The organism is Mesorhizobium sp. B2-3-10, from assembly GCF_006442275.1.
GTDB classification, from domain to species: domain Bacteria; phylum Pseudomonadota; class Alphaproteobacteria; order Rhizobiales; family Rhizobiaceae; genus Mesorhizobium; species Mesorhizobium australicum.
Genome location: NZ_VFVT01000002.1, coordinates 12653 through 38589 on the forward strand (window position 1 = coordinate 12653; position 25937 = coordinate 38589).

Below are 25937 nucleotides of genomic sequence, written 5' to 3' on the forward strand. Positions count from 1 at the left end.
AAAATGCTGAAAAATCAACAATATAGACTGGCTATTGCACCCATGATGGACTGGACGGACCGCCATTGCCGGTTCTTCCATCGCCAGATGACGACACATGCGCTGCTTTATACCGAAATGGTTGTGGCCGACGCGGTTATCCACGGCGCGCGCGAGCGGCTGCTTGGCTTCGATGAGGTGGAACATCCCGTCGCCCTGCAACTTGGCGGCTCCGATCCGGCAAAACTTGCCGAAGCGGCGCGCGTTGGCGAAGCCTTTGGTTATGACGAGATCAATCTCAATGTCGGCTGCCCGTCCGACCGCGTCCAGTCGGGCACGTTCGGCGCTTGCCTGATGAAAGTACCCGACCTCGTCGCAACCTGCATCGCGGCGATGAAGGCGGCGGTGACGGTGCCAGTCACGGTCAAGTGCCGCATCGGCGTCGACGAACAGGATCCGGAGCCGGCGCTCGATGCGCTGGCGAATGGGGTTTTCGATGCCGGCGCCGATGCCTTGTGGGTGCATGCTCGCAAGGCCTGGCTGGAAGGGCTGAGCCCCAGGGAAAATCGCGACATCCCGCCGCTAGACTATAACAGGGTTTATCGGTTGAAGGCTGGAAAACAAAGCAAATTCATAGGTATCAATGGCGGTATTCAGTCTCTTGGCGAGGTGCGGCTGCATCTCGATCATGTCGACGGAGCCATGCTCGGCCGCGCCGCGTACCACACACCAGGCATTCTGGCCGGCGTTGACGCCGCCTTCTACGGTGCACGGTCGGAAGCGTTCGATTTCGCGGCACTGATCGATGCTATGGCGGAGTATGCGGCGCGCCATATCGAACAGGGCGGCCGGCTCGGCCATGTCACCCGCCATATGGTCGGGCTGTTTCATGGGCTGCCCGGCGCGCGCCGCTATCGTCAGATCCTGTCCACCGACGCAACCCGACCCGGGGCCGGGGCTGACGTGCTGAAGACTGCTTTCGCGGCTGTCGAACTCGGTGGAGCGACCGCCGAAGCGGCCTGAGCTCAGTCCCTGAGGATCATCCGGTCGCCGCGCACGTCGAAGCCCGACAGCGAACCGATGAAGTTCATGCCGAGCAGGCTTTGGCTCAGCATGCCGGGGGCGGCGATCATCACCGGCATATCCTTGCGCACGATGCCGCCGATCGCCAGTTCGTCGGTTTTGACCGCCGCGGCGCGCGCCATGCCATTGGCGGTCGAAACCGGTATCGTGTAGTTGAGCGCCGCGGGATTGAAGCCTGCGGCCTGGGCGTCCTCCGAAGTCAGAACCGTGCTGGTGGCGCCGGTGTCGACAACGGCGCGAACCGGGTTGCCGTTGACCAGGATGCGCGCTTCGAAATGGCCATTGTCGGCCTTGTCCAAGGTCACGGTGGCGTGGCCGTCTTCGACACCGAGCGCCAGCGGGCTGCCGGGAACAAGGCCGGCGGTCACCCGGCTGGCGACGTCCTGCAGCTCGTAGCGATATTGATAGCCGGCGATCAGCGCGAGCACGATAGCCGCCCAGGCGCCGAGATTGCGGGCCATTACTCCCAGCGGAGCGGACCGCAGCAAGCCGGCGCCGATAAGGGCGCCGAAAGCCCCAAGCCAGATCAGCCGGCCAAAATCGTAATTCTCGACGCCGAACGTGCTGCCGGCGGAATCGTTGAGCATGAGCAGGGCTGCCCCTACACCGATCACCGCCATCACAACCCAGAACAGCCGGCTGCTCACTCGTCCCTCGCTAGGGTGCGTCGCGTTCGCGTGCCATGCGGGTGCGGCGCGTTTCCCGGCGCGGCCGGCGCTCGACGGTTTCGAGCCGGGCTGGCAGTTCGGCCATCACGCTGCGGCGCGTCTCGGGCGTCATCCCTATCCAGGCGCCGATCTCCTCGCGCGTGCGGCCGCAACCGAAGCAGAAGCCGGTTTTCATATCGATCGAACAGACCAGGATGCAGGGAGATTCGATGGCCGTCATGACTTTCTCTCGAGGGACCCGTTCGGAATCCGCTCTTTCATCTCCACATGGTGCAACGGCAAAGCCAATGCAAGCCCTCCCGATCGCGCCTTCCGTGGCTGCCTTTGCGGCAAATCAGGAAGGACGATCGAGGAGGTTGTGCCGGTCACGCAAGACAGCTATTCCGCTCCTCTGCTCCAGCAACGATTGTTCGCGACATGACCAGTGCACTGCCTTTCGACGATTTCCGCGACCTGCTCGGCAATCTGCCATTGGCCGACCTCAAAGCTGAAGCGCGCGTGCGCACACTGTTTGCCAAGGCCGACAAGCCTGAGAATTCGCTTGGTCGCGTCGAGGACATCGCCGCATGGCTCGCAGCCTGGAGCGGTCGCGCTCCGCCTGCCGTGACCAGGCCCCTGATGGCTGTCTTTGCCGGCAACCATGGCGTTGCCAGGCAAGGCATTTCGCCGAGGCCCGTGGCGGCGACCGCTAACGCGGTCGAGCTTTGCGCGGCCGGCGGTGCGGCGATCAACCAGATCTGCATTGCCAACGACCTCGGTCTGAAAGTGTTCGATCTTGCCCTGCACATCCCGACCGGCGACATCACCGAGGACGCGGCGCTCGATGAGCGCGGTTGCGCCGCCACCATGGCCTTCGGCATGGAGGCGATTGCCGGCGGCACCGACCTGCTTTGCCTCGGCGATCTCGGTGTCGGCAATTCCACCGTCGCCGCCGCCCTGCTCGCCGCGCTTTTGGGGGGCAGGGGTGCCGACTGGGTTGGCCCGGGATCCGGTGCCGACGCGGCGATGCGGGCTCGCAAGGCAGAGGTGGTCGATGCGGCGCTGGCCTTTCACGGCCGCCATCTAGAAGATCCGCTTGAGGCGCTGCGCCGGGTGGGCGGCCGCGAGTTCGCGGCGATAGCCGGCGCAATCCTTGCCGCGCGGACGCAGCGAATACCGGTACTGCTCGATGGATTCGCGGCAACGGCAGCCGCGGCGGTGCTGCATGCAGCGAACCCCGCAGCCCTTGATCATTGTCTTCTCGCCAGCCTGTCGCCGGAGTTCGCGCATGCAAGGGCGGCCGAGCACCTCGGGCTGCGTCCGCTGCTCGATCTGGGGATCGGCCACGGCGAAGGGGCGGGAGCCGCTCTGGCGGCTGGGCTGGTCAAGGCGGCGGCACTGACCAGTTCGGGCATGGCGGCGGCTGTGCGGGGTTGACCACGCAGCACCAGCGTTTACGGGGTCCTTACCGCCGTCGCGCGGCCACCGCCGCGGTCGGCAGCGCCGGCAGTTCTTCCATCACCCGGCTCAGCGGGAAAATAGCGATCGCCTCGGTGCCTTCGCGCAGCTTGGAATGAAGCTCGAACTCGCCGCCATGCATGGCGAGCAGCCCTTGGACGATCGGCAGGCCAAGCCCGGTGCCTTGCTCGGCGCTCTTGATGGCGATCGAACCCTGGCCGAAGGCTGAAAGCACGACCGGAATCTCGTCCTCGGGAATGCCCGGACCGTTGTCCTTGATCGAAATGTATTGTCCGCCGCCCGCCGTCCAGCCGACCCGGACGCGGATTTCGCCGCCGGTGGCGGTGAACTTGATGGCATTGGACAGAAGGTTGAGCGTGATCTGGCGCACGGCGCGCTCGTCGGCGAACAGCCGCGGCAATGTCTGTTCGAAATCCTGGATGACGCGGATGTCCTTGTTGCGCGCCTTCAACTCCATCATGTGGCAGCAATCCTCGACGATGTTGAGCAACATGACCGGCTCCTCGTTGAGCTGGTAGCGGCCGGCCTCGATGCGCGATAGGTCGAGGATCTCGTTGATCAGGTCGAGCAGATGCTGGCCTGAGTCATGCACGTCGTGGGCGTAGTCACGATAGGTGGGATTGCTCATCGGCCCGAGGACTTCGTTCGCCATCACCTCGGAAAAGCCGAGAATGGCGTTGAGCGGCGTGCGCAATTCGTGGCTCATCGAAGCGAGGAAACGCGATTTTGCCAGGTTGGCGTCCTCAGCCCGCCGCCGCGCCTCGTCCGACATCGACTTCGCCGTCTCCACTTCGGCGATCAGCGCGTCCTTTTCGGAGCGGAACGACAACAGCAGCAGGGAGAAGCGATTGAGGTGACTGGCAATATAGGCGAAGAAAGGCAGCGACAGGACAAGCAACGCGGCCATGATGGCCTCGACCGGCATCCACGACTTGGTCGCGGCATAGGCGTAGAGCGCCACTGGAACCGCGAAGGTCGCCAGCAGTGCTCCGCCCAGGGACGAGGCCATGAGCGCCGTCCCTGCCATGGCAAACAGCAGCACCACCGCCTTGACCGCCTGGAACTGGTCGACCTCGCAGGCCCCGCAGCCCAGCCAGACGAACCAGGCCCAGCCCAGACCACAAAGGAAATGGCCGACCAGGAATTCCCTTCGCGTTTGCAAGGCGTTAAGTTCGGAAGCTTCCGTGCGCTCGATGCGCCGCGCCATGAAAACGACGATCGTATAAGAGGTCAGCGTAAACAACGCCCAGAGCCCGATCTCATTGCCGACACCGGCCAGACGACCGGCCGCGGCGATCGCCAGGACGAGCATCGGGATGACGACGGCACCGCTGGTCATCGCCTGGGCATGGAGCTTCAGCAGCTCGCGGTCGAAATCGAGATTGCCGGCCTGCTGCGAAAGACGGTCGCGCGTCTTGCGCACCGCGCGCGCGACATCGCTGTTGCGATGCCGTTTCCTGCGGTCCACAATGAACTTGTCCGCCGTGTTCGAGCGTTGCAAGGGCATCAAAAGCTTCAATTTATGCGCGCAGCGATTTCAAGGTGTTAAGCTACGTTCGAATGATTAACCAACCGTTTGCCATATGAGCCGTTCGTGGTCGCCAAGGTCGCGCCCGAGGTACGCGGCAGCGCGCCCGAGAAGTCCGTGGCGAAAGCTGCTGGATTACGGGCTGACCGTCATCATTCTGGGGCTGCTGATCCTGCTTGCGGCGCGTCTCGATCGAGTGGAGACACGCAAGACGCAAGGTATAGCCATCATCAATGACGGCGATTCGATCACGCTCGGCACCGAGCGCATCCGCATGCGCGGCATCGACGCCCCGGAATACACCCAGACTTGCCACAAGAACGGCGCCGATTATGCCTGTGGCACGCTGGCGCGCCAGTCGCTGGTGCGGCTGATCGCAGGCAGGCCGGTCACCTGCAGCGGCTGGCAGCGCGACCGCTATGGCCGGTTGCTCGGCGACTGCAAGGCCGGCGGCACCGACCTAAACCGCGCCCAAGTCGAGGCCGGCTGGGCCGTTGCCTACGGCGCTTTCGAAGGCGAGGAAGCGACGGCCCGCGCGGCCAGGGTTGGCATCTGGGCGGGCACGTTCGACCTGCCACAGGACTGGCGCGACAGTCATCACGGCGAGGTCGTCGAGCGAAAACATGGCACACTGGCGTCGATCGGCGACGCGGCGCGCGAGATCTTTCGCTTCTGGTGAAGCGTGTCTGGCGGAAGGAAGAGGAGGATCGAAATGAAGCTGTTCGACGGCGGCCGGGCACCCAACCCTCGGCGGGTTCGGGTTTTTCTCGCCGAGAAGGGGATCGCGGTTCCGTTGGTGCCCGTTGACATGGGCGCGCTGGAACACAAGCAGCAGCCAATAAGCTCGCGCAACCCGCTGCGGCGCCTGCCGGTGCTGGAACTCGATGATGGCACCATCCTCACCGAATCCGTCGCCATCTGCCGCTATTTCGAGGAACTCCATCCCGAGCCGGCATTGTTCGGAAACGGCGCGCTTGGCAAGGCGCAGGTCGAGATGTGGCAGAGGCGAATGGAATTCAACCTGCTCAGCAGCGTCACGCAGGCTTTCCGCCATGTCCATCCCGCCATGAAGGAATGGGAAATTCCGCAGGTCCCCGAATGGGGTGAGGCCAACAAGCCGAAGGCGGTGGAGTTTCTCATGCTGCTCGATGCTGAACTCGGCAGCCGTGAATTCGTCGCCGGCGACAGCTATTCCATTGCCGACATCACAGGGCTGATCGCAATCGACTTCATGAAGCCGGCACGCATCAAGGTGCCAGAGGAATGCACCAATGTGTCGCGTTGGCATCAGGCAATCTCCAGCCGGCCGAGTGCCGCTGCTTGAGCGTGGAACTGGACAGCTTCGCCACGACGGTCCGCGCTTGCCGCATCTGCGCGGACAATCCCATCGGCAAGCCGCTGCCGCATGAGCCGCGTCCGGTGCTACGACCCTCTTCCAGCGCCCGCATCCTGATCGCCAGCCAAGCACCCGGAACCAAGGTGCATCTGTCGGGCATGCCCTTCACCGATGCTTCGGGCGACCGTTTGCGGACTTGGCTTGATGTGACAAGCGACGAATTCTACGACATCGAGAAATTTGCCATCGTGCCGATGGGCTTCTGCTTTCCGGGACAGGACGCCAAGGGCGGCGACCTGCCGCCGAGGCGCGAATGCGCCCCGGCCTGGCGGGCGCCCTTGATGGCGCTGATGCCGAGGATCGACCTGGTGCTGACGATCGGCATCTACGCGCAGACCTGGCATATGGGCGCGGCGCGGCGCGCCTCGCTGACGGAAACGGTGATGGACTGGCGCGCCATCTGGGAGAATTCCGTCGGCCCCAAAGTGCTGCCGCTGCCACATCCATCCTGGCGCAACACAGGCTGGTTGAAGCAGAATCCGTGGTTTGAAATGGATTTGCTGCCTTTCCTGCGCTCGGAAATCCGCTATCGCCTCGGTTAGGCATTGAGCAAGAAAACACTCGCTTTCGACGCAAGCGGCAGAATTTTTTTCTTGTGAATGGCCCAAATAAAAGGGAATATAGCGAAACTATTCCACCAGGAGCCTCCGATGGATCGCCTCGACCGAAAAATTCTCCGCCTGCTGCAGGAGGACGCGACGCTCGCGGTCGCCGACGTCGCCAAGAAAGTCGGCCTCTCGACCACGCCGTGCTGGCGACGCATCCAGAAGCTGGAGGAGGAGGGCGTCATCAAACGGCGCGTCGCCATTCTCGACCACGAGAAGGTCAATGTGCGGGTCACCGTCTTCGTGTCGATCCGCACCAATTCGCATAGTCATGAATGGCTGCGCCGGTTTTCCGAGGTTATCCAGGAATTTCCCGAGGTGGTCGAATTCTATCGCATGAGTGGCGACGTCGATTACCTCTTGCGCGTCGTGGTGCCCGACATCGCCGCCTACGACGCCTTCTACAAACGGCTGATCGCCAAGATCGAGATCCGGGACGTGTCGTCGTCCTTCGCCATGGAGCAGATCAAGTACACGACGGAAATCCCGCTCGACTATATGCTGCTGGACAAGGAGTCGGGCGCGAACGCAGCCTGAGCCCGCCGTTCAATTCTTCTTCTTGTTGAGGAAGCTCCAGGGCGAGTTCACCGGCAACACAACAGAGTCCGGAACCGTGTCGACGCCCACGACATCTGCCTTGCGCACGGTGTAGCCGGACTGGATGACGCTGACGCCGTCGAGAATGAACAGCTGGCTCTTCTCCATGTCCGGGTTCAGGGCGCCGGTGACGGCAACCGACTGGTAGGCCTCGGACATTTTGTAGGGACGGGCTGGTGTGACCAGCACGATCTGGTTGGGCGGAGGCGTCGGCATGTGGCTGCACGCACCCGTCCATGGCACCAGCAGGAACTGATAAACGAGATCTCCGTCGCGATCGACCGGCAATGCATAGCCGGCTAATTGTATGGTCTTGTCGTGCAGGGCGACTGAGAGTGTCTCGCCATGATCCGGCAGTTTCGCCGCGATCATCGGCAAGCCGGCGTCTTCGGCGATGGCCTGCGTCGCCGGGCGCAGATCCTTCCAGAAGATGTGCGTGGTCTCGGCCGAAGCGCCCGCGGTGGAGAGTGCAAGCGCGGCCGCAAGCGCCAGGATCGCTTTGAAATGGTTCATGGTCGCATCCTTTGCGGGCGAGTAAAGACGCCGCTGTCGGTGGCGTCAATGCTCGAGCCGCGTCACATGTCGGCGAGAACCGGCTGCGGCAATCCCCGCCTTGTCAGGTCTTTCTGGTGGCGAGACGTTCGTGGGTTTTGGCATGCGAGAGTTCTTTCACCGCATCCTTGCCGATCCAGCGCGCCGTCCTGTTCGCGGAGTTGGCAAGTTCCTGCGCCAGGGCAAGGGCAGGGCCATGCAAACCCGCCGACCGTTTGCCGATTTGCCGCAGCGCCCAGTTGACCGCTTTCCTGACGAAATTGCGCTCGTCGAGGGAATGAGCCTCGACTAGCGGCAGGTAGGACAGAAACGTCGCGTCCGGTTCCTTTTTCAAATGCACTGACGCCCATGCCAGCATCGCGAAGGCCGTGCGGCGAACGAATTCGCGCTCGTCGGCGGCAAACTCCTCGACCAGCTGGCGCCAGAACAGCGTATCCACGAACAGATCCGAGACGGTGTCGACGATCTCCCAGGAATCGAAATCGCCGGCCCAGCGGCGGCACTCTCCGATGGTGATCTTTTTCGGCTCGCCGGTGAAGGCCGCCATCAGCCGTGCTTCGCGAACGCCGCTGTCCCACAGCGCCAGGGATCGCTCATGGTTGCGTTTCAGCTTGCGCGCCAAAGGCCGCAAATCCGCATTGGCGACACCGAGCGCGGTCGCGGTGTTGATACCGAACCGCCCCATGCCGGCGCGGACTTCCTCGGTTCCGATCGAATGCAGATGAGCGACGATGTCCTGCGCGGTCCAGCCTGGAACGGGCAGGGACACTGCGCCTACTTCTCCAGCCGCGCCAGCAGCGAGGACGTGTCCCAGCGCTTGCCGCCCATCGCCTGCACGTCCTTGTAGAACTGGTCGACCAGCGCGGTCACCGGCAGCCTGGCGCCATTGCGATCGGCCTCTTCAAGGCAGATGCCGAGATCCTTGCGCATCCAGTCGACGGCGAAACCGAAGTCATATTTGCCGGCATTCATGGTCTTGTGCCGGTTTTCCATCTGCCAGGAACCGGCCGCGCCCTTGGAAATCACCTCGATGACCTTCTCAATGTCGAGACCTGCCTTCTTGCCGAAATGGATGCCTTCCGAAAGCCCCTGCACCAGCCCGGCGATACAGATCTGGTTGATCATCTTGGTGAGCTGCCCGGCGCCCGCCGATCCCATCAGTCCAACCATGCGGGCAAAAGCGTCGATAACTGGCCTGGCCCTGTCGAAGGCGGCCTCATCGCCGCCGACCATCACGGTCAGCACGCCGTTCTCGGCGCCGGCCTGGCCACCGGAGACGGGCGCGTCGAGAAATGAGAAGCCGCCCGATTGCGCGGCTTCGGCCAGTTCGCGCGCGACTTCAGCCGAAGCCGTGGTGTTGTCGATGAAGACCGAGCCTTTCTTCATCGCCTTGAAGGCGCCCGCGGGGCCTGTAGTCACCGAGCGCAAGTCGTCATCGTTGCCGACGCAGGAAAAAACGAAATCCTTGCCCTCGGCGGCCTGGGCCGGCGTCGCGGCAAAGCCGCCGCCATGTTGGGCGACCCACTGCTCAGCTTTGGCTTGGGTGCGGTTGTAGACGGTCACGTCGTGGCCACCCTTGTTCTTCAGGTGTCCGGCCATGGGATAGCCCATGACGCCAAGACCGAGAAATGCCACCGATGCCATGCCTTGTCCTTCCGACGGAAAAGAGATTTCAGCTGTGGAAGCTCTAGGCCATGCGACGAATTCGTCAAGGCGCGCGCTGCGGCATCGACTGGCACAGGCCGATCAGGAACGGCTCAGCGATTGAGGTGGATCGTAATCCTGCGCTCGATCCATTCGACGCCATGGCGCAGGATTTCGACCATCACCAGATAGACGATGGCGACCCAGACATAGGCTTGGAAATCGAAGGATTTGGCGTAGGCAAGCTTCGCATTCCCCATCAGGTCATAGACCGTGATGATGGCGACGATCGCCGAGGCCTTGATCATTAGAACCAGTTCATTGCCGTAGGGCCGCAAGGCCACGATGAACGCCTGCGGCAGGATGACCTTGCGCAGCGTCTGCAGCTTGTGGAGGCCGAGCGAGGCAGCGCCTTCCCATTGGCCCCTGGGAACACTCTCGATGGCGCCGCGGAGGATTTCGGCCTGGTAGGCCGCGGTGTTGAGCGCAAAGGCAAACACGCCGCAGTTGAAGGCCTCGCGGAAGAACCACCACAGCCCGATGGACTCGAGCTGCAGCCGGAAAGAGCCCAAGCCATAGTAAACGAGGTAGACTTGGACGAGCAGCGGTGTGCCGCGGAAGAAATAGACATAGCAATAGGCAAGGCCGGACAAGAACCGGTTCTTCGACATGCGGCCATAGGTGACGGGCAGCGAAAAGATCGCGCCGGCCACCATCGAGATCGCCACGAGCGACAGCGTGGTCCACAGCCCCTGCAGATAGGCGGGTACATACCTGGCAAAGAACTCGCCATTCCAGGCGTAGACGAGATAGGCGAGGATACCGAGGCCGAAGAGGATCCAGAGGCCGACGAGTGCGTAACCGACGATGCGGGTGCGCGGCCAGCCGCGTGCCCGCGGCGGCGGGCGGTCGACCGAGATCGCTTCCGTGACGCTCATCGTGCCTCCCTCCGCCCCAGCGAGCGCAAGATGAACCCGGTCGCGATCGACGACAGGATCGCCAGGACGAGGAAAACCAGTGCGGCGACGCTGTAGAACAGGAAGGAATGCTTGGTGACACGTGCCGCCACGCCGGCATTGCGCAGGGTTTCAGCGAGGTTGACGACCGAGACGAGGGCGGTGTCCTTGAGCAGGCTCAGCCAGCAATTCTCAAGGCCGGGAAAGGCGATGCGCAGCAGCTGCGGCAGGATCACCTTGCGCATGGTAAGCCATTTCGACAGGCCGATTGCATAGCCGCCTTCATACTGGCCCTTCGGAATGGCGCGAAAGGCGGAGAGGAATACCTCGCTGGCGTAGGAAGAAAAGATCAGCGACAGCACGATCATGCCGGCGATGAAGCTGTCGACATCGATCGTTGCCTCGGGCTTGAAGAGGCGGATGACGTATTGCAGCAAGATGGGCATGCCGAAGAAGAACAGGAACAGCGTCACCAATTCCGGCAGGCCGCGAAACATGGTGGTGTAGATGTTGGCGGCCAGCCGCAGCGACGGTTCTTCGGACTGCTTGGCCCAGGCTACGAAAAAGCCGATCGTCAGGCCGATCGGCAGCGTTGCAAGCGCGAGCGCGATGGTGACCAACGCACCATAGGCAATATCGTCACTCCAGCCCTCCGGTCCCCAACTGAGCAGTGTCCATATGCTTTGGACTGGCATTGACTGGCCTTACCCCACGGCGCTCCCGAGATGAACAAGGCGGCAGGGAAACCCCGCCGCCTTGGCAATGATGATCAGGACTCGGCGCCGTAGACGTCGAACTTGAAGTACTTGTCGTTGATTTCCTTGTATTTTCCGTTGGCGCGGATGGCGTCGATGGCGGAATTCAGCTTGTTGACCAGGTCGGTATCGCCCTTTCGAACGGCGATGCCGGCGCCAGGTCCGAAAATTTCGACAGGTTGCGGCGAGGGCTGGCCGAGAATCTTGCAGCAGGCGCCTTCAGGCGAATCCAGAAACTGCTGCAGCACGACAATATCGTCCTCGATGGCGTCGAGACGGCCATTGGCGAGGTCAGCCTGTTCCTCGGGGCTGCTCGGATAGCCCTTAATGGTGCTGTCCGTGTAGGTCTTCGAGGCATAGTTGAAATGGGTGGTGGTGGTGGCGACGCCGATATTCTTTCCGGCGAGGTCTTCCTTGGTCACTCCCTTGAGCGGCGAATCCTTCGGCACGGCGATCGCCGACGGGGTGTTGTAGTATTTGTGCGAGAAGTCGACCTTCTGCTGCCTCTCCGGCGTGATCGACATCGAGGCCACGATGGCGTCGAACTTGCCGGCCTGAAGTGCGGGGATGATGCCGTCCCAATCCTGGGCGACGAAGGTGCACTTGACCTTCATCTCATCGCAAAGTGCCTTGGCGATGTCGATGTCGAAGCCGACAAGCTGGCCATCGGCGGTGAGGTTGTTGAAGGGGGGGTAGGCGCCTTCGGTGCCGATCCGCAGGGTCTTCTCCTGGGCCTGGGCTACGCCGAGCGTCAGCAGCGCAGCCGATGCGGCGAGCGCGATACGCAGTGCAATACGCATGATAGTCCTCTCTTTATGGTCCCGGCCGTCGTTCCGAAACGGCTCTGTGGGGCGGTGCTTTTTGACCGCCCGCTAGGCCGATACTCCCACTCTTTCCAAGAAAAAAGCAACCGCAAAACCGCCGAAATCGGTAATGGGCTTCTACCGTTACGTTACTTCTCAAGCAACGAGGCCGGTCGTACGCTCGATGAAGTCGGCTATGGATTTTGCGTCGTCGAGCTCGAACACCGGCAGGCTCTGGTCGGCGATGGCGAAATCCGCGGCGACGGCGACAATATTGGGATCACCCACCGCAAGCGGCGTCCGGTCCTTCGCTTCCAGCCGCCTCGTTTCGATCTTGCGGTGGGATTCGCGCTTGTAGCCTTCGACCAGCACGATGTCGCAGGGGGCGAGCCGCGACAGGATGGCGTCCAGCGGCGGCTCCTGCTCGCCACGCAATTCGTGCATCAGCGCCCAGCGATTGCCCGATACGATCGCAACCTCGGTAGCACCCGCCTGCCGGTGGCGGAAGCTGTCCGCGCCGGGCTTGTCGATGTCGAAATGATGATGAGCATGTTTGACCGTCGAGACTTTCCAGCCGCGCCGCACAAGCTCCGCGACCAGCCTTTCCGTCAGTGTGGTCTTGCCGGAGTTTTTCCAGCCGGTGATGCCGAAGATGCGTCTGTTCATGGCGACATGCTCTGCAACAGCTGTTCAGCCTGGGCAAGATCGTCCGGCACATTGATGTTGAAGAAAGGATCGATTCCGACGGATTGCGGGACAGGGAATTCCACGTCGACATGGCCGTGTTGTTCGATAAAGGCCGAAACGCGCCTGTTGTCCTCATCGACCAGGAAATGCCGCAAGGCTTCGCGGCATCCGGTTGGCCACAGCGCGAAGGTCGGATGCCGCCGGCCCACCGAAGAGGCGACGGCGATCGAACCGGGGTGTTGATGCGCCGCCGCCGCAAGACGATCAACGAGATCCGGCGGCAGGAAAGGCGTGTCGCCGGCCGCTGTGACGATCGCCCTGCAAGGCGTGCCGGCGGCGGCCCATTCCAGGCCGGTCAGGATTCCGGCAAGCGGCCCGGCAAAGCCTTCGATGGTATCGGCAAGCACCGGCAGCCCGAACCGGGCGAACCGCGCCGGATCGCCATTGGCGCTGAGCGCCAGGGTCTCGAGCTGCGGGCCAAATCGCGACAGCACCTGGTCGAGCACGCAGCCGCCGCCCAGCGGCAACAACGCCTTGTCGCCACCGCCCATCCGCCTCGACTGGCCACCTGCCAGGATGATCCCCGCGATATCCCGCTTCATGCTATCCAGCCTGTACGCCAGCCGCGGGAAATCGCAAGCGGCTTCAAGGGGGTGCTAGAGTCCTTCCGGCGCCATGGCCGGGCCGGTGCTTTCGGCGACGATCTTTCGCCGGCCGACCATCCGCTCGCGATAAAGCGTATAGAGACCCGAGCCAACAACTATTGCCGCGCCGGCAATCATCGGCACGTCCGGTATGTCACCGAAAATAATCAAGCCAAGCAGTATCGACCAGAGGAGCGCCGTGTAGCGGAACGGGGCGATGAAGGAGATCTCACCCGATCGCATCGCCATGATGATGAATTGGTAGCCGATGAGCACCAGCACCGCGGCCAGCGCCAGCAGCGCCGTGCTTTTGCCGGTCATCGGTGTCCAGCCACCCATCGACGTCAACAAAAACGCACCGACTACGGTCATGGCCAGCGCGGTGGCGGTCGAGACCAGCATCGTCGGGATCGCTTGGGGGATGCGCTTGGTGGCAAGGTCCCGCACCGTGCAGCAGGCGACGGATGCCAGCGCCACCAGCGAGTAAATGCTGAAGCCCTCGAAACCCGGCCGCACGATAATGATGACCCCGGCAAACCCGATGGCGATCGCCAGCCAGCGCCGCCAGCCGACCGCTTCACCGAAAAACAGCGCCGCGCCCATCGTCACCGCCAGCGGCAGCGCTTGCAGAACGGCCGAAACGCTGCCGATCGGCAAATGGGCGAGCGCGACCAGGAAGGACACCGTAGCGCCCGCCTCGCCCAGGACACGGACCGCCACCAGCGGCTGCAGCATCAGGCGCGGCTGAAAAAGTGCGCCACGTTGCCAAGCCAGCAGACCGACGAACAGCGAGGCGAACGCCCCTCTGATCAACATGACCTGCGCCATATTCATCGACTCCGAAGAGTATTTGGTGATGGCGTCGTTGAGCGTGAAGCCAACCATCGCTACCACCATGAACAACGCGCCGCGAAGATTTGGGGAAAGGGGCAAGACATCTACCGGTTGCTTTGGCAAGCAAGGCTGTAACAGCCCGCCACGAGACAGCAACGGCAAAGGGCTGGGCCAGGACCCGATATCCATCTTCGCCGGCGTGAAACCATCCCGGACGAGGTATGAATTCTGTCGGAAGGCGGCAACGCCTCCCGACACGGTGCGGACGAGGGATTGTCTACTTCTTGGGTGACAGCACCTCGGTGCCGTTCCCCTCCTTGCCGGCGATGGTCCACAGACCATGCAGCGACCCGTCATCCTCGACCTTGTAGACGACGAGGCCGATATCCTTGCCCATTTCGTAGCCAGCGGAGAATGCGTTGTCGTTGCGCATGCAGATGCCATCGGAAGAAGAACCGCCGGTCTCCCAGTGGATCGTGCAGGTGGTGCCGCTGGTCAGCGTGATGGTGGCTTCGCCGCCATAGGACGAACCATCGAAATTGGTGCCGGCAACGGTGTAAGTGCCGCCGATCGACTGGGCAGCCGCCGGCAGGGCAGCCAAGCCGAGCAAGGCGAAAGCGAGAAGAAGTTTGCGCATGATGTAATCCCCCGAAAATGCGATGAATCGCTACGGAACGGAGGGTAGGCGGGAAACCATGACCAGTAAATCAGACCGACATTTGCCGACAGAGATTTGTTTGCGGTGTGGCTAAAATACTCTTGGCTCGAACGGTTCATGGCCCCTTGAGGCTGCCGGCGATGGCGCCGACCAGCGGGTCATATTTCGATTTCAGCGCCGGCGGATAGTCGATCCAGACCGTGCGGATGACGCCATCCCCGCCGAACAGCCGCCGCTCGTAAAAAATCTTTCCGTTCTTCACTCCCGACAGCACCGCCCGATCCTTGCCGGCCTTGCCGTAGGTGACCTTGTAGCCAGGCTCATTGCTCGCCTTTTCGCTGACGACAAAGTCTTTCGGCGTCTCATGGTCGATGTTGAGGATGCCGGAGCATGTCAGGCTGGCGCCGTCCGCGCTCAGCCATACCTGACCGTCGCCATTCTCAGGCTCGGGCTGGCGATCGGTGAAGATGTCGTCGGGGAAGGTGCAAACGGTGCCGAAGCGCTCGTTCACGTAGGTGGATTGCGCGGCAAACGCGGTATTCGCCGAGACCGCGGCAAGAGATATGACGATTGAGTAGAGCCGTCGCATGCCTTGCCCCGAAGCCGATGATTGCATGGCATTCTCGCACGGACAGGCGACGAGGTCAGCCGCCCGTGACACTCATATGCCGAGACACCGACGGACGGCTGGTGCGGCGGTCGATGATGAAGTCATGGCCCTTCGGCTTGCGGCCGATGGCTTCGTCTATAGCGTCGGCAACCAGTTCATTGCCTTCGGACGCGCGCAACGGGGCGCGCAGGTCGGCCGCGTCTTCCTGGCCAAGGCACATATAGAGCGTGCCCGTGCAAGTCAGCCTGACCCGGTTGCAGCTTTCGCAGAAATTATGCGTCATCGGCGTGATGAAGCCGAGTTTTCCGCCGGTCTCGGCGACTTGGACATAGCGGGCCGGGCCACCGGTCTTGAACGGGATGTCGTTCAGCGTGAACTGGCGCTCCAGTGATGCGCGCAGCAGCGACAGCGGCAAGTACTGGTCGGTGCGATCGGCGTCGATCTCGCCCATCGGCATGGTTTCGATGACGGTCAGGTCCATGCCGCGGCCATGCGCCCAGCGCATCATTTCGGGCAGCTCGGCGTCGTTGAAATCCTTCAGCGCCACCGCGTTGAGCTTGACTTTCAATCCAGCCGCCTGGGCAGCGTCGATGCCGGCCATGACCTTGCCGAGATGACCCCAGCGGGTGATGGCGTGGAACTTGTCGGCATCAAGCGTGTCGAGCGAAACATTGATGCGCTTGACGCCGCAATCGGCGAGTTCCGCGGCGAAGCGTGAAAGCTGCGAACCGTTGGTGGTCAGCGTCAGTTCTTCCAGTGCGCCGCTGTCAAGGTGTCGCGAAAGCTGGCGCACCAGATGCATGATGTTCTTGCGCACCAGCGGCTCACCGCCGGTGAGGCGCAACCGTTTGACACCCTTTTCAATGAACACGGTGCAGAGCCGGTCGAGTTCTTCCAGCGACAGCAGGTCTTTCTTGGGCAGGAAGGCCATATCCTCGGCCATGCAATAGGTGCAGCGGAAATCGCAGCGGTCGGTGACCGACACTCTGAGATAGCTGATCGTGCGACCGAAGGGGTCGATCATGTTCATGTTCGAGCGTTTCCGTGGCCGTTAACGGCGCCGTTATATACAGCTATGTGATACGATCCAGCCCGCCATTCAAGATAGCCGACCTCGATCTTTGGTAACATTCCGCGACCGACATTGCGTGTCGGCACGATCCCATACCTTTTCGCTTGGCGCGAAGCAGCGTAGGGAAGGGCAAATTCAGGCAGGATCGATCATGACGGCTCCGAAAGAACTGAGGGTCTCCAAGGACCGCAAGCTGCTCACCGTGACCTTTCCCGGCCACCAGCCGTTCGAGTTGCCGGCCGAGCTGCTGCGCGTCGCCTCACCGTCGGCGGAAGTGCAGGGCCATTCGCCCGAACAGCGGGTGACGGTTCCCGGCAAACGCGATGTGGCCATCCTGAAGATCGAGCCGGTCGGCAACTATGCGGTGCGAATCACCTTCGACGACTTCCATGACACCGGCATCTTCACCTGGAATTACCTGCACACGCTCGGCCATGAGAAGGATGCGCGCTGGAATGCCTATCTCGCGGAACTCGACGAGAAGGGTCTGAGCCGCGATCGTTAGCCGCCATTGCGTCGTCAAAACGTCACCGATCGGGCGTAGGGGGCGGAACGGGAGACGGAAAAAAATGTCGGTCATCACCACAGTCGAACAACTCGAAGCCCTTTACGGATTGCCGGGCGAGGCCTCGGTGGTCAAGGAACTCGACCATGTCATTCCCGAATACGCCGCCTTTATCGAAGCCTCGCCCTTTGTCGCGCTAGCCACCAGCGGCCCGGAGGGGCTGGATTGTTCGCCGCGCGGCGATCTCGCGGGCTTCGTGCGCATCGTCGATGTGAAAACGCTGATGATGCCGGACCGGCGCGGCAACAACCGTGCCGATTCGCTGAAGAACATCATCAGGGATCCGTGCGTCGGCCTTTTGTTCCTGGTGCCGGGCTCCGGCACGACGCTGCGCATCAACGGCCGGGCCCATATCACCACGGACCCAGCGTTGTGCGCGTCGTTCATGGTCGACGGCAAGCCTGCGCGTTCGGTCACCGTGATCGATGTCGATTCGGTCTATTTCCAGTGCGCTCGCGCCATCGTGCGGTCGGAACTGTGGAACCCTGCCAAGCATGTCGACCCGAAGTCGCTGCCGACACCCGGAAGGATTTTGGAAATCACCAGCCGCAAGAATATCGACGGCGAAACCTACGACAGGGAGTGGCCGGAGCGGGCGAAGAAGTCGATGTGGTGATCGCCTGGAAGCGCGATCACGCCTCGTTCAGCACGTCATAGATCTTGCGCATCTGCTCGCCGATCATGTCGCATTGTTCCGGCGTCGACTGGCTCATCGCCTTCTCGATCAGCGCCATATGCACTTTCAACGCCCGCATCAGCAGCGCCTCGCCGGCTTCGGTCAGCGTAAGCCGCAAGATGCGCTTGTCCTTCTCATCGCCTTCGCGCCGCAGCAGGCCACGCGTCTCCAACTGCGGCAACAGCATGGTGATGTTGGAGCGGCCCACGAGCAGCTTGCGGGCGAGGTCGTGCTGCGACATGCCCGGGTGGCGGTAGAGGTTCATCAGCACGTCGAGCTGCGCCGGCTTAAGGTCGAGCGGCGCAAGTTTCACCGCCAGCGTGCGCTCCAGCACATGGCAGGCGCGCGCCACCGCGACCCAGTTGCGAAAACGCGGGTTGTCCCAGGGCAGCTCTTGTTTATTGTTCATCTTTGAACTATTATGTTCATGCTTGAACGTATGGATGGATTCTGACTATGGCATCATTCGGGCTGAAGGTCATCCGAGGTGTGTTTGGTGCGGCCGAACATGTCGCGCCGCGCATCACCGGGCGCGCGGCTTTCGAATTGTTCTGCCGTACGCCAAGCACCAGGACACTGACCGACGGCGAGCGCCGCGCCATCGACCGCGCCGCGGAGTTCATGGCCGAGGCGCGGCATCATCGGCTGAAGACCGCGACCGGCTGCGTCATGGTTCATGAATTCCGCCCCGAGCCGGGCCGCGAGTCCGCCGGCACCGTCCTCGTCATCCATGGCTGGCGCTCGCGTACCGAATATATGCGCGTGCTGATCGAAGGTTTTCGCGCCGCCGGCTACAAGGTCGTCTCGCTCGATCTTCCCGGTCATGGCCATTCGCAGGGCAGGCACCTGAACATGGTCAATGCCGTCGAAGCCGCAAGAGTGGCCGGCGAATGGTTTGGGCCGTTCGTGGCTGCCGTCGGCCATTCCTTCGGAGGCGCCGTTGCCGCCAATGCCATCGCCGGCTCCGTCAAGGACATCCCGCCGCTGTCGGCCGCACGTCTTGTGCTGATCGCGGCACCAAGCTCGCTGCCGGCAATCTTCGCCGACTTCAGCCGCATGCTCAATGTCGGTCCCCGCTCGCAGGTCGCCATGGCTGACCGCGTCGAATATCTCTCCGGCCGGCCGTTGCACGAATTCACCGGTGACCGGCAGCTCGCCCAGGCGCCCGTGCCGACGTTGGTCATCCACGCGCCCGACGACCGGGAGGTGCCGGCTGAACATGCACGACGCTATGCCGGCGCCGGCGACCATGTACGGCTGCACTGGGCCGACGGACTCGGCCATCGCCGCATTCTGGCCGACAAGGGCGTGGTTGAACGCGCCGTCGGGTTCGTGACCATGCAGCAGAACCCGTCGCTGCTCCACTGAGCGGCACTCAGGCTATTTCTTCTTGTCTCCGGGCTCTACAGGCAGTCCGGCAGCCTTCCAGGCCGTGTAGCCGCCGAGGATGTGTTTGACCGGGGAAAGACCCATGTCCTGCGCCGTCTTGGTAGCCAACGCTGAACGCCAGCCGCCGGCGCAGAAGAAGACGAAGCTTTTTCCGGAAGCGAAGAAAGGCTTGTGGTAGGGGCTTTCGGGATCGATCCAGAACTCCAGCATGCCACGCGTGACGTGCTTGGCGCCGGGAATTCTGCCGTCGCGTTCGATTTCACGAGGATCGCGCAGATCGACGAAGATGGTGTCTTCGTCCTCAAGCAGCCCTGCCGCTTCCTCGGGCGAAACCACTTCGATCTCGGCATTGGCTTCATCCAGCAGTTCGCGATACCCTTTTTTCACGTGGTTCCCTCCGGCCGCAAGTTTGCTGGCAAGTCGGATTTCGAGCACAACGGATGGTGTTTGTCACGCCTCGATGGTGCCGGCCATGGCCTTCCAAGCGGCCATTGCCCCGGCTACCGTCGCCATCAGGGCGGCGCGGGAAGCGCCGTCACGCGCCTGAATCGACATGCCATGCTGGACTGTTGCGAAAAAGGTCGCGGCTGCAAGGCAATCGAAGTCGGCAGGCAATTCACCCTCGGCCACGCCGCGCTGCAGACGCTTCTTCAGCGCGGCTAGATTCTCGGCGCGCCGGCGCCGCAAATCCGCGCAGATCGCGCCCCGGCTCGAGTCTTCGTGCAGCGCACCCAGCGTAATCAGGCAGCCCTGCGGACGATCGCTTTGCGAATAGGCCTTCGCGGTCCGGCGCAAGAACCGCTCGATCGCAAGCCGCGCCGTTGGCGCCTCTTCCAGCGCGAGCCAGATGTCGGCGCCCTCAACGCGGGAATAGAGATCGGTCGCCTCGAGGAACAGGGCCTCCTTGCTGCCATAGGCGGCGTAGAGGCTCGGCGAATTTATGCCCATTGCCACGGCGAGATCGCTGATCGATGCGCCTTCATAGCCCTTGGCCCAAAACACGTCCATCGCGCGCCGCAAGGCCGCGGTTCGATCGAAGGTTCGGGGACGGCCTCTTTCCGACATGATGCTCTTTTCTGTGTTGATCGATACATAAATGAGTTGACGCGGCCAGGCAAGGCTGGCAGGTATTTATGTATCAATCGCTACATAAATGGAGAAACCGATGTCATCAGGAAATTTGAACGGCAAGGCAGCACTCGTCACCGGAGGCAGCCGCGGTATCGGCGCGGCCATTGCACGAAGGTTGGCGGCGGAGGGGGCCGATGTGGCGCTGACCTATGTGCATGGCGAGGAGCAGGCTCGGTCCGTCGTCGCCGAGATAGAGACCAAGGGCGGTCGCGCCATCGCCATTAAAGCCGACAACCGTGACGCCGAGGCCATAGACCAGGCGGTGGCCGATGCTGTGACTGCCTTCGGCCGGCTCGACATCCTGGTCAACAGTGCCGGCATCTGGCGCGCCGCGCCGATCGATGCGCTGTCGCTTGCCGATTTCGACGAAACCATGTCGATCAATCTGAGAGCGCCGTTCATCGCCTCGAAAGCGGCGGCAAGGCACATGGGCGAGGGCGGCAGGATCATCTCGATCGGCAGCAATCTGGCCGAGCGGGTCACCGACACCAGCCTGGGCGCCTACTCGGCCAGCAAGGCGGCGCTGGTCGGCCTGACCAAGGCATTGGCCCGCGACCTCGGGTCACGCGGCATCACCGCCAATGTCGTCCATCCCGGTTCGACCGACACCGACATGAACCCGGCCGACGGCCCGCATGCCGAGCATCAGCGCCAGAAGATGGCCACCCCGCGATTCGGCCAGGCGGACGATATCGCCGGCATGGTTGCCTGGCTCGCCGGACCGGAGGGCAGGTTCGTCACCGGAGCCGCGCTGACCATCGATGGAGGCGCAAACGCGTAAGCCACAGGGATTCCCGGGCCGGCGCGACAGTTCGGTCGCGCCGGCCGTCACGATGTTGTGAAACCGTTCTGCAACAGCCCTGCCGAAATTTATGAAAGCTTAACGAAATCGGTATGAATCGGTATAGTCGCGCCTTACATCCGCCATGCGGTGAGCGGGACGGTCTAGCGTGCGGAACGGGAACCGGTTGCGACCGGAGCGGGTGATCCATGAAATTCCTCGGTAAAAAAGCAACCGTGATGCCGCTGGTGGCGATTACGGCGACGCTGGCTTTCGGCATGCCTCAGGCAGGAGCCCAGGGATTTTTCGACATGCTGTTCGGCGGTGGCATCAGGCATGAGCCGAAAGGCGAGTTTCCGCCTCCTCCGCCAAAGCACAAACCCAAGCCGAACGCTCCGGCCGGCGGCGGCGTGAGGATCAGCAGTCCGTCCTACTATACTTACAAGGCCGACAAGCTGGTGCGTGTCGACTTCTCGACGCTGGCGACGGCGCCGCAGCCGGCTGCACCGCAAGACGCCGCTTTCGTGCCTTCGGCCACGGGTGCTGCCTTCCATGAAGCCATTGCTGGGCTCGCCGACTATGAACTCTATGCCGAGCCCGACATCGCCAAGGCGCTGATCGCCTATTACTCGGCCAACCCGGATTTCATCTGGGTGACCGGAACCACCCTGAACAACCGCGCCCAGGATGCCGTGCGGGTGCTCGGCGAGGCTGCAAGCTATGGCCTCACGCCTGCCGACTACACGGTCGATGTGCCTGCCGCCAGTTCGTCCTCGGTGGACGAGGCAGCCAAGCTGAAGGAGCTCGTGCGGTTCGAGATGGCGCTGTCGGCACGTGTCCTGCGCTATGCCCATGACGCCCAGAATGGCCGTGTCGAGCCCAACCGCATGACCGGCTACTACGATTTCCCGGCCAAGCCGCTCGACATGATGGGCGTGCTGAAGACTCTGGCGCATACCCAGGAGGTTCGCACCTATCTGGAATCGCGCCATCCGCAGAATGCGGAATATCAGGCGCTGCGCGTCGAACTGGAAGCGCTGCAGGCGAGCGCCGAGAACGAAATCGTCGTCGATCCCAAGCTGCTGCTGAAGCCAGGCGAAACCAGCCCCGAATTGCCGAAGCTGCTGTCGCTGATCGCGCGTAATCTCGATGACGAAATGGGCGGCACCTATGGCGAGGTCCTGTCGCGGCTGGCAACCAGCGAAGTCTACGTTCCCGAGCTGGTGCCGCTGATCAAGGCGGTGCAGCAGAAGGAAGGCATGAAGGGCGATGGCGTCATCGGTCCACGCACGGTCGCCACGCTGGCCGGGACGTCGAAGGCCGACAGGCTGCTGAAGGTGGAGGTGGCGCTGGAAGAACTGCGCTGGCTGCCTTCCGATCTCGGCAGCCCGCGTGTTTTCATTAACCAGCCTGCCTTCACCGCAAGCTATATCGACGACGGCCAGGAAAAATTGAAGACGCGTGCCGTCGTCGGCCGCGTCACCAACCAGACCGCCTTCTTCTACGACCAGATCAAGCAGGTCGATTTCCACCCCTACTGGGGCGTGCCGCAGTCGATCATCGTCAACGAAATGCTGCCGAGGTTGCGCGGCGATCCCGGCTATCTTGACCGGGCCGGCTATGAGGTGACGGATTCACGCGGCAAGCGCATCCCTTCGTCGGCGGTGAACTGGGGCGCTTATGGCGCCAACATTCCCTATAATGTGCGCCAGCAGCCGAGCGAGGCCAATGCTCTGGGCGAACTGAAGATCCTGTTCCCCAACAAGCACGCGATCTACATGCACGACACGCCGCAGAAATCGTTCTTCAAGCAGGATATGCGCGCGCTCAGCCATGGCTGCGTGCGCCTGCAGGATCCGCGCGGCATGGCGGCGGCAGTGCTCGGCACCTCGGTCGATTATATCGCGGAGAAATTGAAGCACGGACACTCGACCGAGGATGTGATACGCAAGATCCCAGTCTATGTCGCTTATTTCACCGCCTGGCCCGACATGTCCGGCAAGGTCGAGTATTTCAGCGACGTCTACGATCGCGATTCCCGGCTGAAGCAGGCCCTGGACGCAACCGAGGCGGTGCGCTCACCCTCGAGCTAGTCGTTATCGCTCCGACAGCGAGCGCCTGAAACCGGCGTCGCGCCCGGCGATCAGCCAATAGACCAGCCCGGCAACCAGACCGGCGGCGGCTATGATGCCGATGTCGACCCAGCGCTCCAGATCCACGTCCTCCGCCGCGCCCGGCCAGATCAGGAAGAAACCTCCGACCGCAGCCGCGGCGCCGAAGACCATGTGCAGCATAGCGTTGCGAAGAGAGAAGAATTCGGCGATCAGCGCAAAAATCAGCGTCTGGGGCGCGGTTACCACGATGGTCAGGAAATAGATGAACATGCCGAGCGGCGGTACCACAAAGGCCGCGATCGGCGAGACCCCCATGAGGTCGAAATAGGCTGGCGCGTTGGGCAGGGAACTCAGCGCGGCATAGATCGCCACGACGGCGATCAGACCAACCAGTATGGCGACGAGATAGCCGGCCAGCATCATGAGGACGCGCTTCATCAAGTGCTTCGCAGTCGACATGCCCACCCCCTGAAGCCGGTCGTTCCACAGTCAGCCATCAATGGCGAATTGACGCAAGGGGAGACGGAACACTCGTGGTGGCCCGCTGGTGAAAATCCCGCCGCTCAGGCGCCGCCGCACATGTGCTGCGAATCCGGGAGAGCCCAGGAGCCTTTCGCGACGAGGTCGACGGAATAATAAACCCGGCCACGGTCGTCGTCCTTGGGGCAGTCCCTGGGAATGGAGATCAAGCACATGACGACGGGTTCGCCGACCTTCGAGGCGGCAAGGCCAGCCTCGCGATCATAGGATACGGCGCCGCCGCCATTGGTGAATGTGGCCGCGCTGCCCGCTTCGGGAGTAGCCGTTTCCAGCGGATCGTCGCCAAGCCGCGTGGTCAGCGTCTCGATATGCGTCGACGCGCATTGGCCGATCGCCGAGGGCAGGGGCTGGTCCTTATTGCCGGGGTTCCGTGCAGCGGCGTCCAGCGCCTTCTTGCCGATCAGCGCGATGGTGTAGTCCTGCACCCAGGACGGCGCATTTCCATAGGTCTGCAAGGCGTTGTCGAGCGCGCTGACGATACAGGGGGTATCGCTCTTGCAAGCATTGCGATCGGCGATCAGCCCGCGGGCAATCTTGCGCTTGTCGCCGCCGAACGCCGGCTCGAATTCCTTATAGGCCTTCGAAACCAGCAGATCGATCGCCGACAACTGCGGGTCGGCGCAGATCGCCTTTTCCGCCGGCAGGTTTGCCTTGCCGCAGTCGAAGGACGGCCCGTCCGCCAATGCCGGAGAAACGGCAAGGAAGCCGCCGGCTGAGACGATGGCGAATACAGACAGAAGATAGGGTCTAACGAAACATCGCATCATGGCCCCCAAGCCAACAGGATTGCCGAAGGCGCGGCCCCGCGCCCAGCCTAACATACGCCAGGATGGACAATTTTGACGCTCGGCTTGTCGTTGAGAACACGCAGACGCAGCGCATTCGCGACGTGATGTCCGCGAACCTTATTTTGGTTCGGCCGTCACAGGATCGAAGACGATTTCGACCTTTGCCTTGTCCGAGGTATAGTAGGTGACGGTGTAGCCGTCCTTGTCCCAGTCGACCTCCTTCACGTACCGAAACCCGTCACGCTGCTCGACCTTGGCGATGATCTCCGACAGCTTCTTGGCATTGGGTGGCGGCAGTGCAGTTTCATCCGCGGCAAAGGCGGGTCCGGCGGCGAAAAGAACGACGACGGAGGCCGCAAGCAGAAATCTGGACATGGTTTTCCCTCAAGTTTCGACGCAAGGAAACTCGCTGTCATGCAGGTTTGTTCCGCATGTGGGTGTTACGGCGTTCAGCGCCTGTGCGGAAAGGCAGAGCGCCAAAGGGGAAAGCGGGCTGTAGCTGCCGATGTGATGTTCAGCAAACAGATGGTGGGCGATGCAGGGATTGAACCTGCGACCCCACCCGTGTGAAGGGTGTGCTCTCCCGCTGAGCTAATCGCCCGCTCGTTGCCCGAAGGCCAAGCGAGCCGCGATATAAGGGAGGCCGACCCATTAAGTCAAGGCAGCGTCTGGTGTTGTCACACAGATCGGATTTGCGGTCTCGCCAAGGCCCGTTCCGCAGAGATTTTCATCGTGGCGCTCAGTGTGCGGCGGCGCCGATCAACCTTTGCGCCAGATCGAGCGTCAACGCATCGAAATGCGAGATCACCGCCGAGGGCTCGAACTCGCGCACATGACGGTCGGTGTAGCCGAAATCAACGGCGACGACAGGAATGCCGGCCGCCTTGGCGGTGTCGATATCGGTTTGCGAATCGCCGACCATCAAGGCGCGGTGCGGATCACCGCCGGCGAGTTTGATGGTCTCGATCAGGTGGCGCGGATCGGGCTTGCGGAACGCGAACGTGTCCTGCCCGGCAATTGCCGCGAAATGCCTGGTCAAGCCGAGTGCTTCGATCAGCGCCAGCGAATTGGCCTGGTATTTGTTCGTGCAGATGGCCAGCAGATAGCCGGCCTTCTCAAAGCGGGCAATCGCCTTGATCACGCCGGGGTAGGGGCGGGATTTGCCCGGAATGTTATCGGTGTAGTGATCGAGGAACAGTTTCAGCAGCCGGTCGTGCTCCTCGACCTTGAGGGATCGTTGCTGCGCGGCATGCGCCCGTTCGATCATCACCCGGCCGCCATGGCCGACGAAGCGTTTGAAGCCGGCTTCGTCGACGGCCGATAGTTCGCTGGCCGCCAGGCTGTGGTTGAGGCTGTCGAGCAGGTCCGGCGCCGTGTCAATCAGCGTTCCATCGAGGTCGAACACGATGATCGGGCGAGTCATG

The 25937-nt window shown here is 62.5% G+C and carries 33 protein-coding genes and 1 tRNA gene; 11 read left to right on the forward strand and 23 right to left on the reverse strand.

What is annotated here, in order from left to right:
* Positions 1–3 precede the first annotated feature (3 nt).
* Positions 4–1002, forward strand: coding sequence for a tRNA dihydrouridine(20/20a) synthase DusA (dusA, locus tag FJ943_RS06535; RefSeq protein WP_140720420.1), 999 nt, complete (start codon positions 4–6; stop codon positions 1000–1002).
* A 2-nt stretch (positions 1003–1004) separates the two neighbouring features.
* Here the strand turns inward: dusA and FJ943_RS06540 are convergent, their stop codons facing one another.
* Both FJ943_RS06540 and FJ943_RS06545 read right to left on the reverse strand, forming a co-directional pair.
* Positions 1005–1682 (reverse strand): TIGR02281 family clan AA aspartic protease, encoded by a 678-nt coding sequence (locus FJ943_RS06540; protein WP_041163451.1) that lies wholly within the window; start codon positions 1680–1682, stop codon positions 1005–1007.
* Positions 1683–1719: 37 nt separating this feature from the next.
* Positions 1720–1950: a DUF1289 domain-containing protein gene (locus FJ943_RS06545; protein ID WP_140720422.1), complete on the reverse strand. Its 231-nt coding sequence runs from the start codon at positions 1948–1950 to the stop codon at positions 1720–1722.
* A gap of 197 nt (positions 1951–2147) precedes the next feature.
* Between FJ943_RS06545 and FJ943_RS06550 the strand changes: the two genes are divergently transcribed.
* Positions 2148–3146, forward strand: a complete 999-nt coding sequence (locus tag FJ943_RS06550) for a nicotinate-nucleotide--dimethylbenzimidazole phosphoribosyltransferase (RefSeq protein WP_140720424.1) — start codon at positions 2148–2150, stop codon at positions 3144–3146.
* Positions 3147–3174: 28 nt separating this feature from the next.
* On the opposite strand, the gene FJ943_RS06555 is transcribed toward FJ943_RS06550, so the two are convergent.
* Complete coding sequence (locus tag FJ943_RS06555) at positions 3175–4695, reverse strand: HAMP domain-containing sensor histidine kinase (protein WP_015317845.1); 1521 nt, start codon at positions 4693–4695, stop codon at positions 3175–3177.
* Positions 4696–4771: 76 nt separating this feature from the next.
* Between FJ943_RS06555 and FJ943_RS06560 the strand changes: the two genes are divergently transcribed.
* The 4 genes from FJ943_RS06560 to FJ943_RS06575 all read left to right on the forward strand — a co-directional run bounded on the left by FJ943_RS06560 (position 4772) and on the right by FJ943_RS06575 (position 7254).
* A complete protein-coding gene (locus FJ943_RS06560; RefSeq protein WP_015317846.1) occupies positions 4772–5395 on the forward strand; it encodes a thermonuclease family protein in 624 nt (207 codons plus the stop codon).
* 33 nt (positions 5396–5428) lie between these two features.
* Positions 5429–6040, forward strand: coding sequence for a glutathione S-transferase (locus FJ943_RS06565; RefSeq protein ID WP_140664545.1), 612 nt, complete (start codon positions 5429–5431; stop codon positions 6038–6040).
* Positions 5980–6654, forward strand: a complete 675-nt coding sequence (locus FJ943_RS06570) for a uracil-DNA glycosylase family protein (RefSeq protein ID WP_140720426.1) — start codon at positions 5980–5982, stop codon at positions 6652–6654. Before FJ943_RS06565 ends, FJ943_RS06570 begins: the two co-directional genes overlap by 61 nt.
* Before the next feature lie 108 nt (positions 6655–6762).
* Entirely contained in the window at positions 6763–7254 is a 492-nt protein-coding gene (locus FJ943_RS06575) for an Lrp/AsnC family transcriptional regulator (protein WP_015317849.1), read from the forward strand.
* Positions 7255–7263: 9 nt separating this feature from the next.
* Here the strand turns inward: FJ943_RS06575 and FJ943_RS06580 are convergent, their stop codons facing one another.
* The 12 genes from FJ943_RS06580 to moaA form a co-directional block, all read right to left on the reverse strand.
* A complete protein-coding gene (locus FJ943_RS06580) occupies positions 7264–7827 on the reverse strand; it encodes a DUF3299 domain-containing protein (RefSeq protein WP_140720428.1) in 564 nt (187 codons plus the stop codon).
* A gap of 103 nt (positions 7828–7930) precedes the next feature.
* Positions 7931–8635, reverse strand: coding sequence for a DNA alkylation repair protein (locus tag FJ943_RS06585; RefSeq protein WP_140720430.1), 705 nt, complete (start codon positions 8633–8635; stop codon positions 7931–7933).
* Positions 8636–8640: 5 nt separating this feature from the next.
* Positions 8641–9510, reverse strand: coding sequence for an NAD(P)-dependent oxidoreductase (locus tag FJ943_RS06590; protein WP_140664534.1), 870 nt, complete (start codon positions 9508–9510; stop codon positions 8641–8643).
* A gap of 113 nt (positions 9511–9623) precedes the next feature.
* The gene (locus FJ943_RS06595; protein ID WP_140720432.1) at positions 9624–10448 is read right to left on the reverse strand and encodes an ABC transporter permease; all 825 of its coding nucleotides are present in this window, start codon (positions 10446–10448) and stop codon (positions 9624–9626) included.
* Positions 10445–11161: an ABC transporter permease gene (locus FJ943_RS06600; protein ID WP_015317854.1), complete on the reverse strand. Its 717-nt coding sequence runs from the start codon at positions 11159–11161 to the stop codon at positions 10445–10447. The genes FJ943_RS06595 and FJ943_RS06600 overlap by 4 nt, the downstream gene beginning before the upstream one ends.
* 74 nt (positions 11162–11235) lie before the next feature.
* Positions 11236–12021, reverse strand: a complete 786-nt coding sequence (locus FJ943_RS06605) for an ABC transporter substrate-binding protein (protein WP_015317855.1) — start codon at positions 12019–12021, stop codon at positions 11236–11238.
* Positions 12022–12180: 159 nt separating this feature from the next.
* Positions 12181–12690 carry a molybdopterin-guanine dinucleotide biosynthesis protein B gene (mobB, locus tag FJ943_RS06610; protein ID WP_140720433.1) on the reverse strand — a complete coding sequence of 170 codons (510 nt, stop codon included), beginning with the start codon at positions 12688–12690 and terminating at the stop codon, positions 12181–12183.
* Entirely contained in the window at positions 12687–13313 is a 627-nt protein-coding gene (mobA, locus tag FJ943_RS06615; RefSeq protein WP_140720435.1) for a molybdenum cofactor guanylyltransferase MobA, read from the reverse strand. The genes mobB and mobA overlap by 4 nt, the downstream gene beginning before the upstream one ends.
* Positions 13314–13367: 54 nt before the next feature.
* A complete protein-coding gene (locus tag FJ943_RS06620) occupies positions 13368–14288 on the reverse strand; it encodes a DMT family transporter (protein WP_140720971.1) in 921 nt (306 codons plus the stop codon).
* Between the two features lie 178 nt (positions 14289–14466).
* Positions 14467–14826, reverse strand: a complete 360-nt coding sequence (locus FJ943_RS06625) for a hypothetical protein (RefSeq protein ID WP_015317859.1) — start codon at positions 14824–14826, stop codon at positions 14467–14469.
* A 136-nt stretch (positions 14827–14962) separates the two neighbouring features.
* Positions 14963–15463, reverse strand: a complete 501-nt coding sequence (locus tag FJ943_RS06630; protein ID WP_246671835.1) for a hypothetical protein — start codon at positions 15461–15463, stop codon at positions 14963–14965.
* A 28-nt stretch (positions 15464–15491) separates the two neighbouring features.
* Positions 15492–16487, reverse strand: coding sequence for a GTP 3',8-cyclase MoaA (gene moaA, locus FJ943_RS06635; protein WP_140720437.1), 996 nt, complete (start codon positions 16485–16487; stop codon positions 15492–15494).
* A 193-nt stretch (positions 16488–16680) separates the two neighbouring features.
* Here moaA and FJ943_RS06640 point away from each other — a divergent pair, with 193 nt between their 5' ends.
* Positions 16681–17034: a DUF971 domain-containing protein gene (locus FJ943_RS06640; protein ID WP_015317862.1), complete on the forward strand. Its 354-nt coding sequence runs from the start codon at positions 16681–16683 to the stop codon at positions 17032–17034.
* Between the two features lie 64 nt (positions 17035–17098).
* Positions 17099–17710 (forward strand): pyridoxamine 5'-phosphate oxidase family protein, encoded by a 612-nt coding sequence (locus FJ943_RS06645; RefSeq protein WP_015317863.1) that lies wholly within the window; start codon positions 17099–17101, stop codon positions 17708–17710.
* A 16-nt stretch (positions 17711–17726) separates the two neighbouring features.
* Here FJ943_RS06645 and FJ943_RS06650 read toward each other — a convergent pair whose 3' ends face one another.
* Positions 17727–18179, reverse strand: a complete 453-nt coding sequence (locus FJ943_RS06650) for a MarR family transcriptional regulator (RefSeq protein WP_140720439.1) — start codon at positions 18177–18179, stop codon at positions 17727–17729.
* Positions 18180–18226: 47 nt separating this feature from the next.
* Here FJ943_RS06650 and FJ943_RS06655 point away from each other — a divergent pair, with 47 nt between their 5' ends.
* A complete protein-coding gene (locus FJ943_RS06655) occupies positions 18227–19138 on the forward strand; it encodes an alpha/beta fold hydrolase (RefSeq protein ID WP_015317865.1) in 912 nt (303 codons plus the stop codon).
* 12 nt (positions 19139–19150) lie between these two features.
* Here the strand turns inward: FJ943_RS06655 and FJ943_RS06660 are convergent, their stop codons facing one another.
* Together FJ943_RS06660 and FJ943_RS06665 are read right to left on the reverse strand one after the other, a co-directional pair.
* Positions 19151–19546, reverse strand: coding sequence for a rhodanese-like domain-containing protein (locus FJ943_RS06660; protein WP_015317866.1), 396 nt, complete (start codon positions 19544–19546; stop codon positions 19151–19153).
* 63 nt (positions 19547–19609) lie between these two features.
* Positions 19610–20224: a TetR/AcrR family transcriptional regulator gene (locus FJ943_RS06665; protein WP_140720441.1), complete on the reverse strand. Its 615-nt coding sequence runs from the start codon at positions 20222–20224 to the stop codon at positions 19610–19612.
* A gap of 100 nt (positions 20225–20324) precedes the next feature.
* Between FJ943_RS06665 and FJ943_RS06670 the strand changes: the two genes are divergently transcribed.
* Positions 20325–21071, forward strand: a complete 747-nt coding sequence (locus FJ943_RS06670) for a 3-oxoacyl-ACP reductase family protein (RefSeq protein WP_015317868.1) — start codon at positions 20325–20327, stop codon at positions 21069–21071.
* A gap of 209 nt (positions 21072–21280) precedes the next feature.
* Positions 21281–23164: a murein L,D-transpeptidase gene (locus FJ943_RS06675; protein ID WP_140720442.1), complete on the forward strand. Its 1884-nt coding sequence runs from the start codon at positions 21281–21283 to the stop codon at positions 23162–23164.
* Positions 23165–23167: 3 nt separating this feature from the next.
* Here the strand turns inward: FJ943_RS06675 and FJ943_RS06680 are convergent, their stop codons facing one another.
* The 5 genes from FJ943_RS06680 to FJ943_RS06700 all read right to left on the reverse strand — a co-directional run bounded on the left by FJ943_RS06680 (position 23168) and on the right by FJ943_RS06700 (position 25936).
* The gene (locus tag FJ943_RS06680; RefSeq protein WP_140720444.1) at positions 23168–23644 is read right to left on the reverse strand and encodes a hypothetical protein; all 477 of its coding nucleotides are present in this window, start codon (positions 23642–23644) and stop codon (positions 23168–23170) included.
* 104 nt (positions 23645–23748) lie between these two features.
* Positions 23749–24492 (reverse strand): lysozyme inhibitor LprI family protein, encoded by a 744-nt coding sequence (locus FJ943_RS06685; RefSeq protein WP_246671836.1) that lies wholly within the window; start codon positions 24490–24492, stop codon positions 23749–23751.
* 138 nt (positions 24493–24630) lie between these two features.
* The gene (locus FJ943_RS06690; protein WP_015317872.1) at positions 24631–24888 is read right to left on the reverse strand and encodes a PepSY domain-containing protein; all 258 of its coding nucleotides are present in this window, start codon (positions 24886–24888) and stop codon (positions 24631–24633) included.
* 151 nt (positions 24889–25039) lie between these two features.
* Positions 25040–25114, reverse strand: a tRNA-Val gene (locus FJ943_RS06695).
* 138 nt (positions 25115–25252) lie between these two features.
* A complete protein-coding gene (locus FJ943_RS06700; protein ID WP_140720448.1) occupies positions 25253–25936 on the reverse strand; it encodes a phosphoglycolate phosphatase in 684 nt (227 codons plus the stop codon).
* Between the last annotated feature and the right edge of the window lies 1 nt (position 25937).

What these genes read in the sequence shown, in the direction of transcription:
- dusA (WP_140720420.1), top strand. Translation starts at nt 4, where the DNA reads ATGCTGAAAAATCAACAATATAGACTGGCTATTGCACCCATGATGGAC.
- FJ943_RS06540 (WP_041163451.1), bottom strand. Translation starts at nt 1,682, where the DNA reads ATGGCGGTGATCGGTGTAGGGGCAGCCCTGCTCATGCTCAACGATTCC.
- FJ943_RS06545 (WP_140720422.1), bottom strand. Translation starts at nt 1,950, where the DNA reads ATGACGGCCATCGAATCTCCCTGCATCCTGGTCTGTTCGATCGATATG.
- FJ943_RS06550 (WP_140720424.1), top strand. Translation starts at nt 2,148, where the DNA reads ATGACCAGTGCACTGCCTTTCGACGATTTCCGCGACCTGCTCGGCAAT.
- FJ943_RS06555 (WP_015317845.1), bottom strand. Translation starts at nt 4,695, where the DNA reads ATGCCCTTGCAACGCTCGAACACGGCGGACAAGTTCATTGTGGACCGC.
- FJ943_RS06560 (WP_015317846.1), top strand. Translation starts at nt 4,772, where the DNA reads ATGAGCCGTTCGTGGTCGCCAAGGTCGCGCCCGAGGTACGCGGCAGCG.
- FJ943_RS06565 (WP_140664545.1), top strand. Translation starts at nt 5,429, where the DNA reads ATGAAGCTGTTCGACGGCGGCCGGGCACCCAACCCTCGGCGGGTTCGG.
- FJ943_RS06570 (WP_140720426.1), top strand. Translation starts at nt 5,980, where the DNA reads ATGCACCAATGTGTCGCGTTGGCATCAGGCAATCTCCAGCCGGCCGAG.
- FJ943_RS06575 (WP_015317849.1), top strand. Translation starts at nt 6,763, where the DNA reads ATGGATCGCCTCGACCGAAAAATTCTCCGCCTGCTGCAGGAGGACGCG.
- FJ943_RS06580 (WP_140720428.1), bottom strand. Translation starts at nt 7,827, where the DNA reads ATGAACCATTTCAAAGCGATCCTGGCGCTTGCGGCCGCGCTTGCACTC.
- FJ943_RS06590 (WP_140664534.1), bottom strand. Translation starts at nt 9,510, where the DNA reads ATGGCATCGGTGGCATTTCTCGGTCTTGGCGTCATGGGCTATCCCATG.
- FJ943_RS06595 (WP_140720432.1), bottom strand. Translation starts at nt 10,448, where the DNA reads ATGAGCGTCACGGAAGCGATCTCGGTCGACCGCCCGCCGCCGCGGGCA.
- FJ943_RS06600 (WP_015317854.1), bottom strand. Translation starts at nt 11,161, where the DNA reads ATGCCAGTCCAAAGCATATGGACACTGCTCAGTTGGGGACCGGAGGGC.
- FJ943_RS06605 (WP_015317855.1), bottom strand. Translation starts at nt 12,021, where the DNA reads ATGCGTATTGCACTGCGTATCGCGCTCGCCGCATCGGCTGCGCTGCTG.
- mobB (WP_140720433.1), bottom strand. Translation starts at nt 12,690, where the DNA reads ATGAACAGACGCATCTTCGGCATCACCGGCTGGAAAAACTCCGGCAAG.
- mobA (WP_140720435.1), bottom strand. Translation starts at nt 13,313, where the DNA reads ATGAAGCGGGATATCGCGGGGATCATCCTGGCAGGTGGCCAGTCGAGG.
- FJ943_RS06625 (WP_015317859.1), bottom strand. Translation starts at nt 14,826, where the DNA reads ATGCGCAAACTTCTTCTCGCTTTCGCCTTGCTCGGCTTGGCTGCCCTG.
- FJ943_RS06630 (WP_246671835.1), bottom strand. Translation starts at nt 15,463, where the DNA reads ATGCAATCATCGGCTTCGGGGCAAGGCATGCGACGGCTCTACTCAATC.
- moaA (WP_140720437.1), bottom strand. Translation starts at nt 16,487, where the DNA reads ATGAACATGATCGACCCCTTCGGTCGCACGATCAGCTATCTCAGAGTG.
- FJ943_RS06640 (WP_015317862.1), top strand. Translation starts at nt 16,681, where the DNA reads ATGACGGCTCCGAAAGAACTGAGGGTCTCCAAGGACCGCAAGCTGCTC.
- FJ943_RS06645 (WP_015317863.1), top strand. Translation starts at nt 17,099, where the DNA reads ATGTCGGTCATCACCACAGTCGAACAACTCGAAGCCCTTTACGGATTG.
- FJ943_RS06650 (WP_140720439.1), bottom strand. Translation starts at nt 18,179, where the DNA reads ATGAACAATAAACAAGAGCTGCCCTGGGACAACCCGCGTTTTCGCAAC.
- FJ943_RS06655 (WP_015317865.1), top strand. Translation starts at nt 18,227, where the DNA reads ATGGCATCATTCGGGCTGAAGGTCATCCGAGGTGTGTTTGGTGCGGCC.
- FJ943_RS06665 (WP_140720441.1), bottom strand. Translation starts at nt 20,224, where the DNA reads ATGTCGGAAAGAGGCCGTCCCCGAACCTTCGATCGAACCGCGGCCTTG.
- FJ943_RS06670 (WP_015317868.1), top strand. Translation starts at nt 20,325, where the DNA reads ATGTCATCAGGAAATTTGAACGGCAAGGCAGCACTCGTCACCGGAGGC.
- FJ943_RS06675 (WP_140720442.1), top strand. Translation starts at nt 21,281, where the DNA reads ATGAAATTCCTCGGTAAAAAAGCAACCGTGATGCCGCTGGTGGCGATT.
- FJ943_RS06680 (WP_140720444.1), bottom strand. Translation starts at nt 23,644, where the DNA reads ATGTCGACTGCGAAGCACTTGATGAAGCGCGTCCTCATGATGCTGGCC.
- FJ943_RS06685 (WP_246671836.1), bottom strand. Translation starts at nt 24,492, where the DNA reads ATGATGCGATGTTTCGTTAGACCCTATCTTCTGTCTGTATTCGCCATC.
- FJ943_RS06690 (WP_015317872.1), bottom strand. Translation starts at nt 24,888, where the DNA reads ATGTCCAGATTTCTGCTTGCGGCCTCCGTCGTCGTTCTTTTCGCCGCC.
- FJ943_RS06700 (WP_140720448.1), bottom strand. Translation starts at nt 25,936, where the DNA reads ATGACTCGCCCGATCATCGTGTTCGACCTCGATGGAACGCTGATTGAC.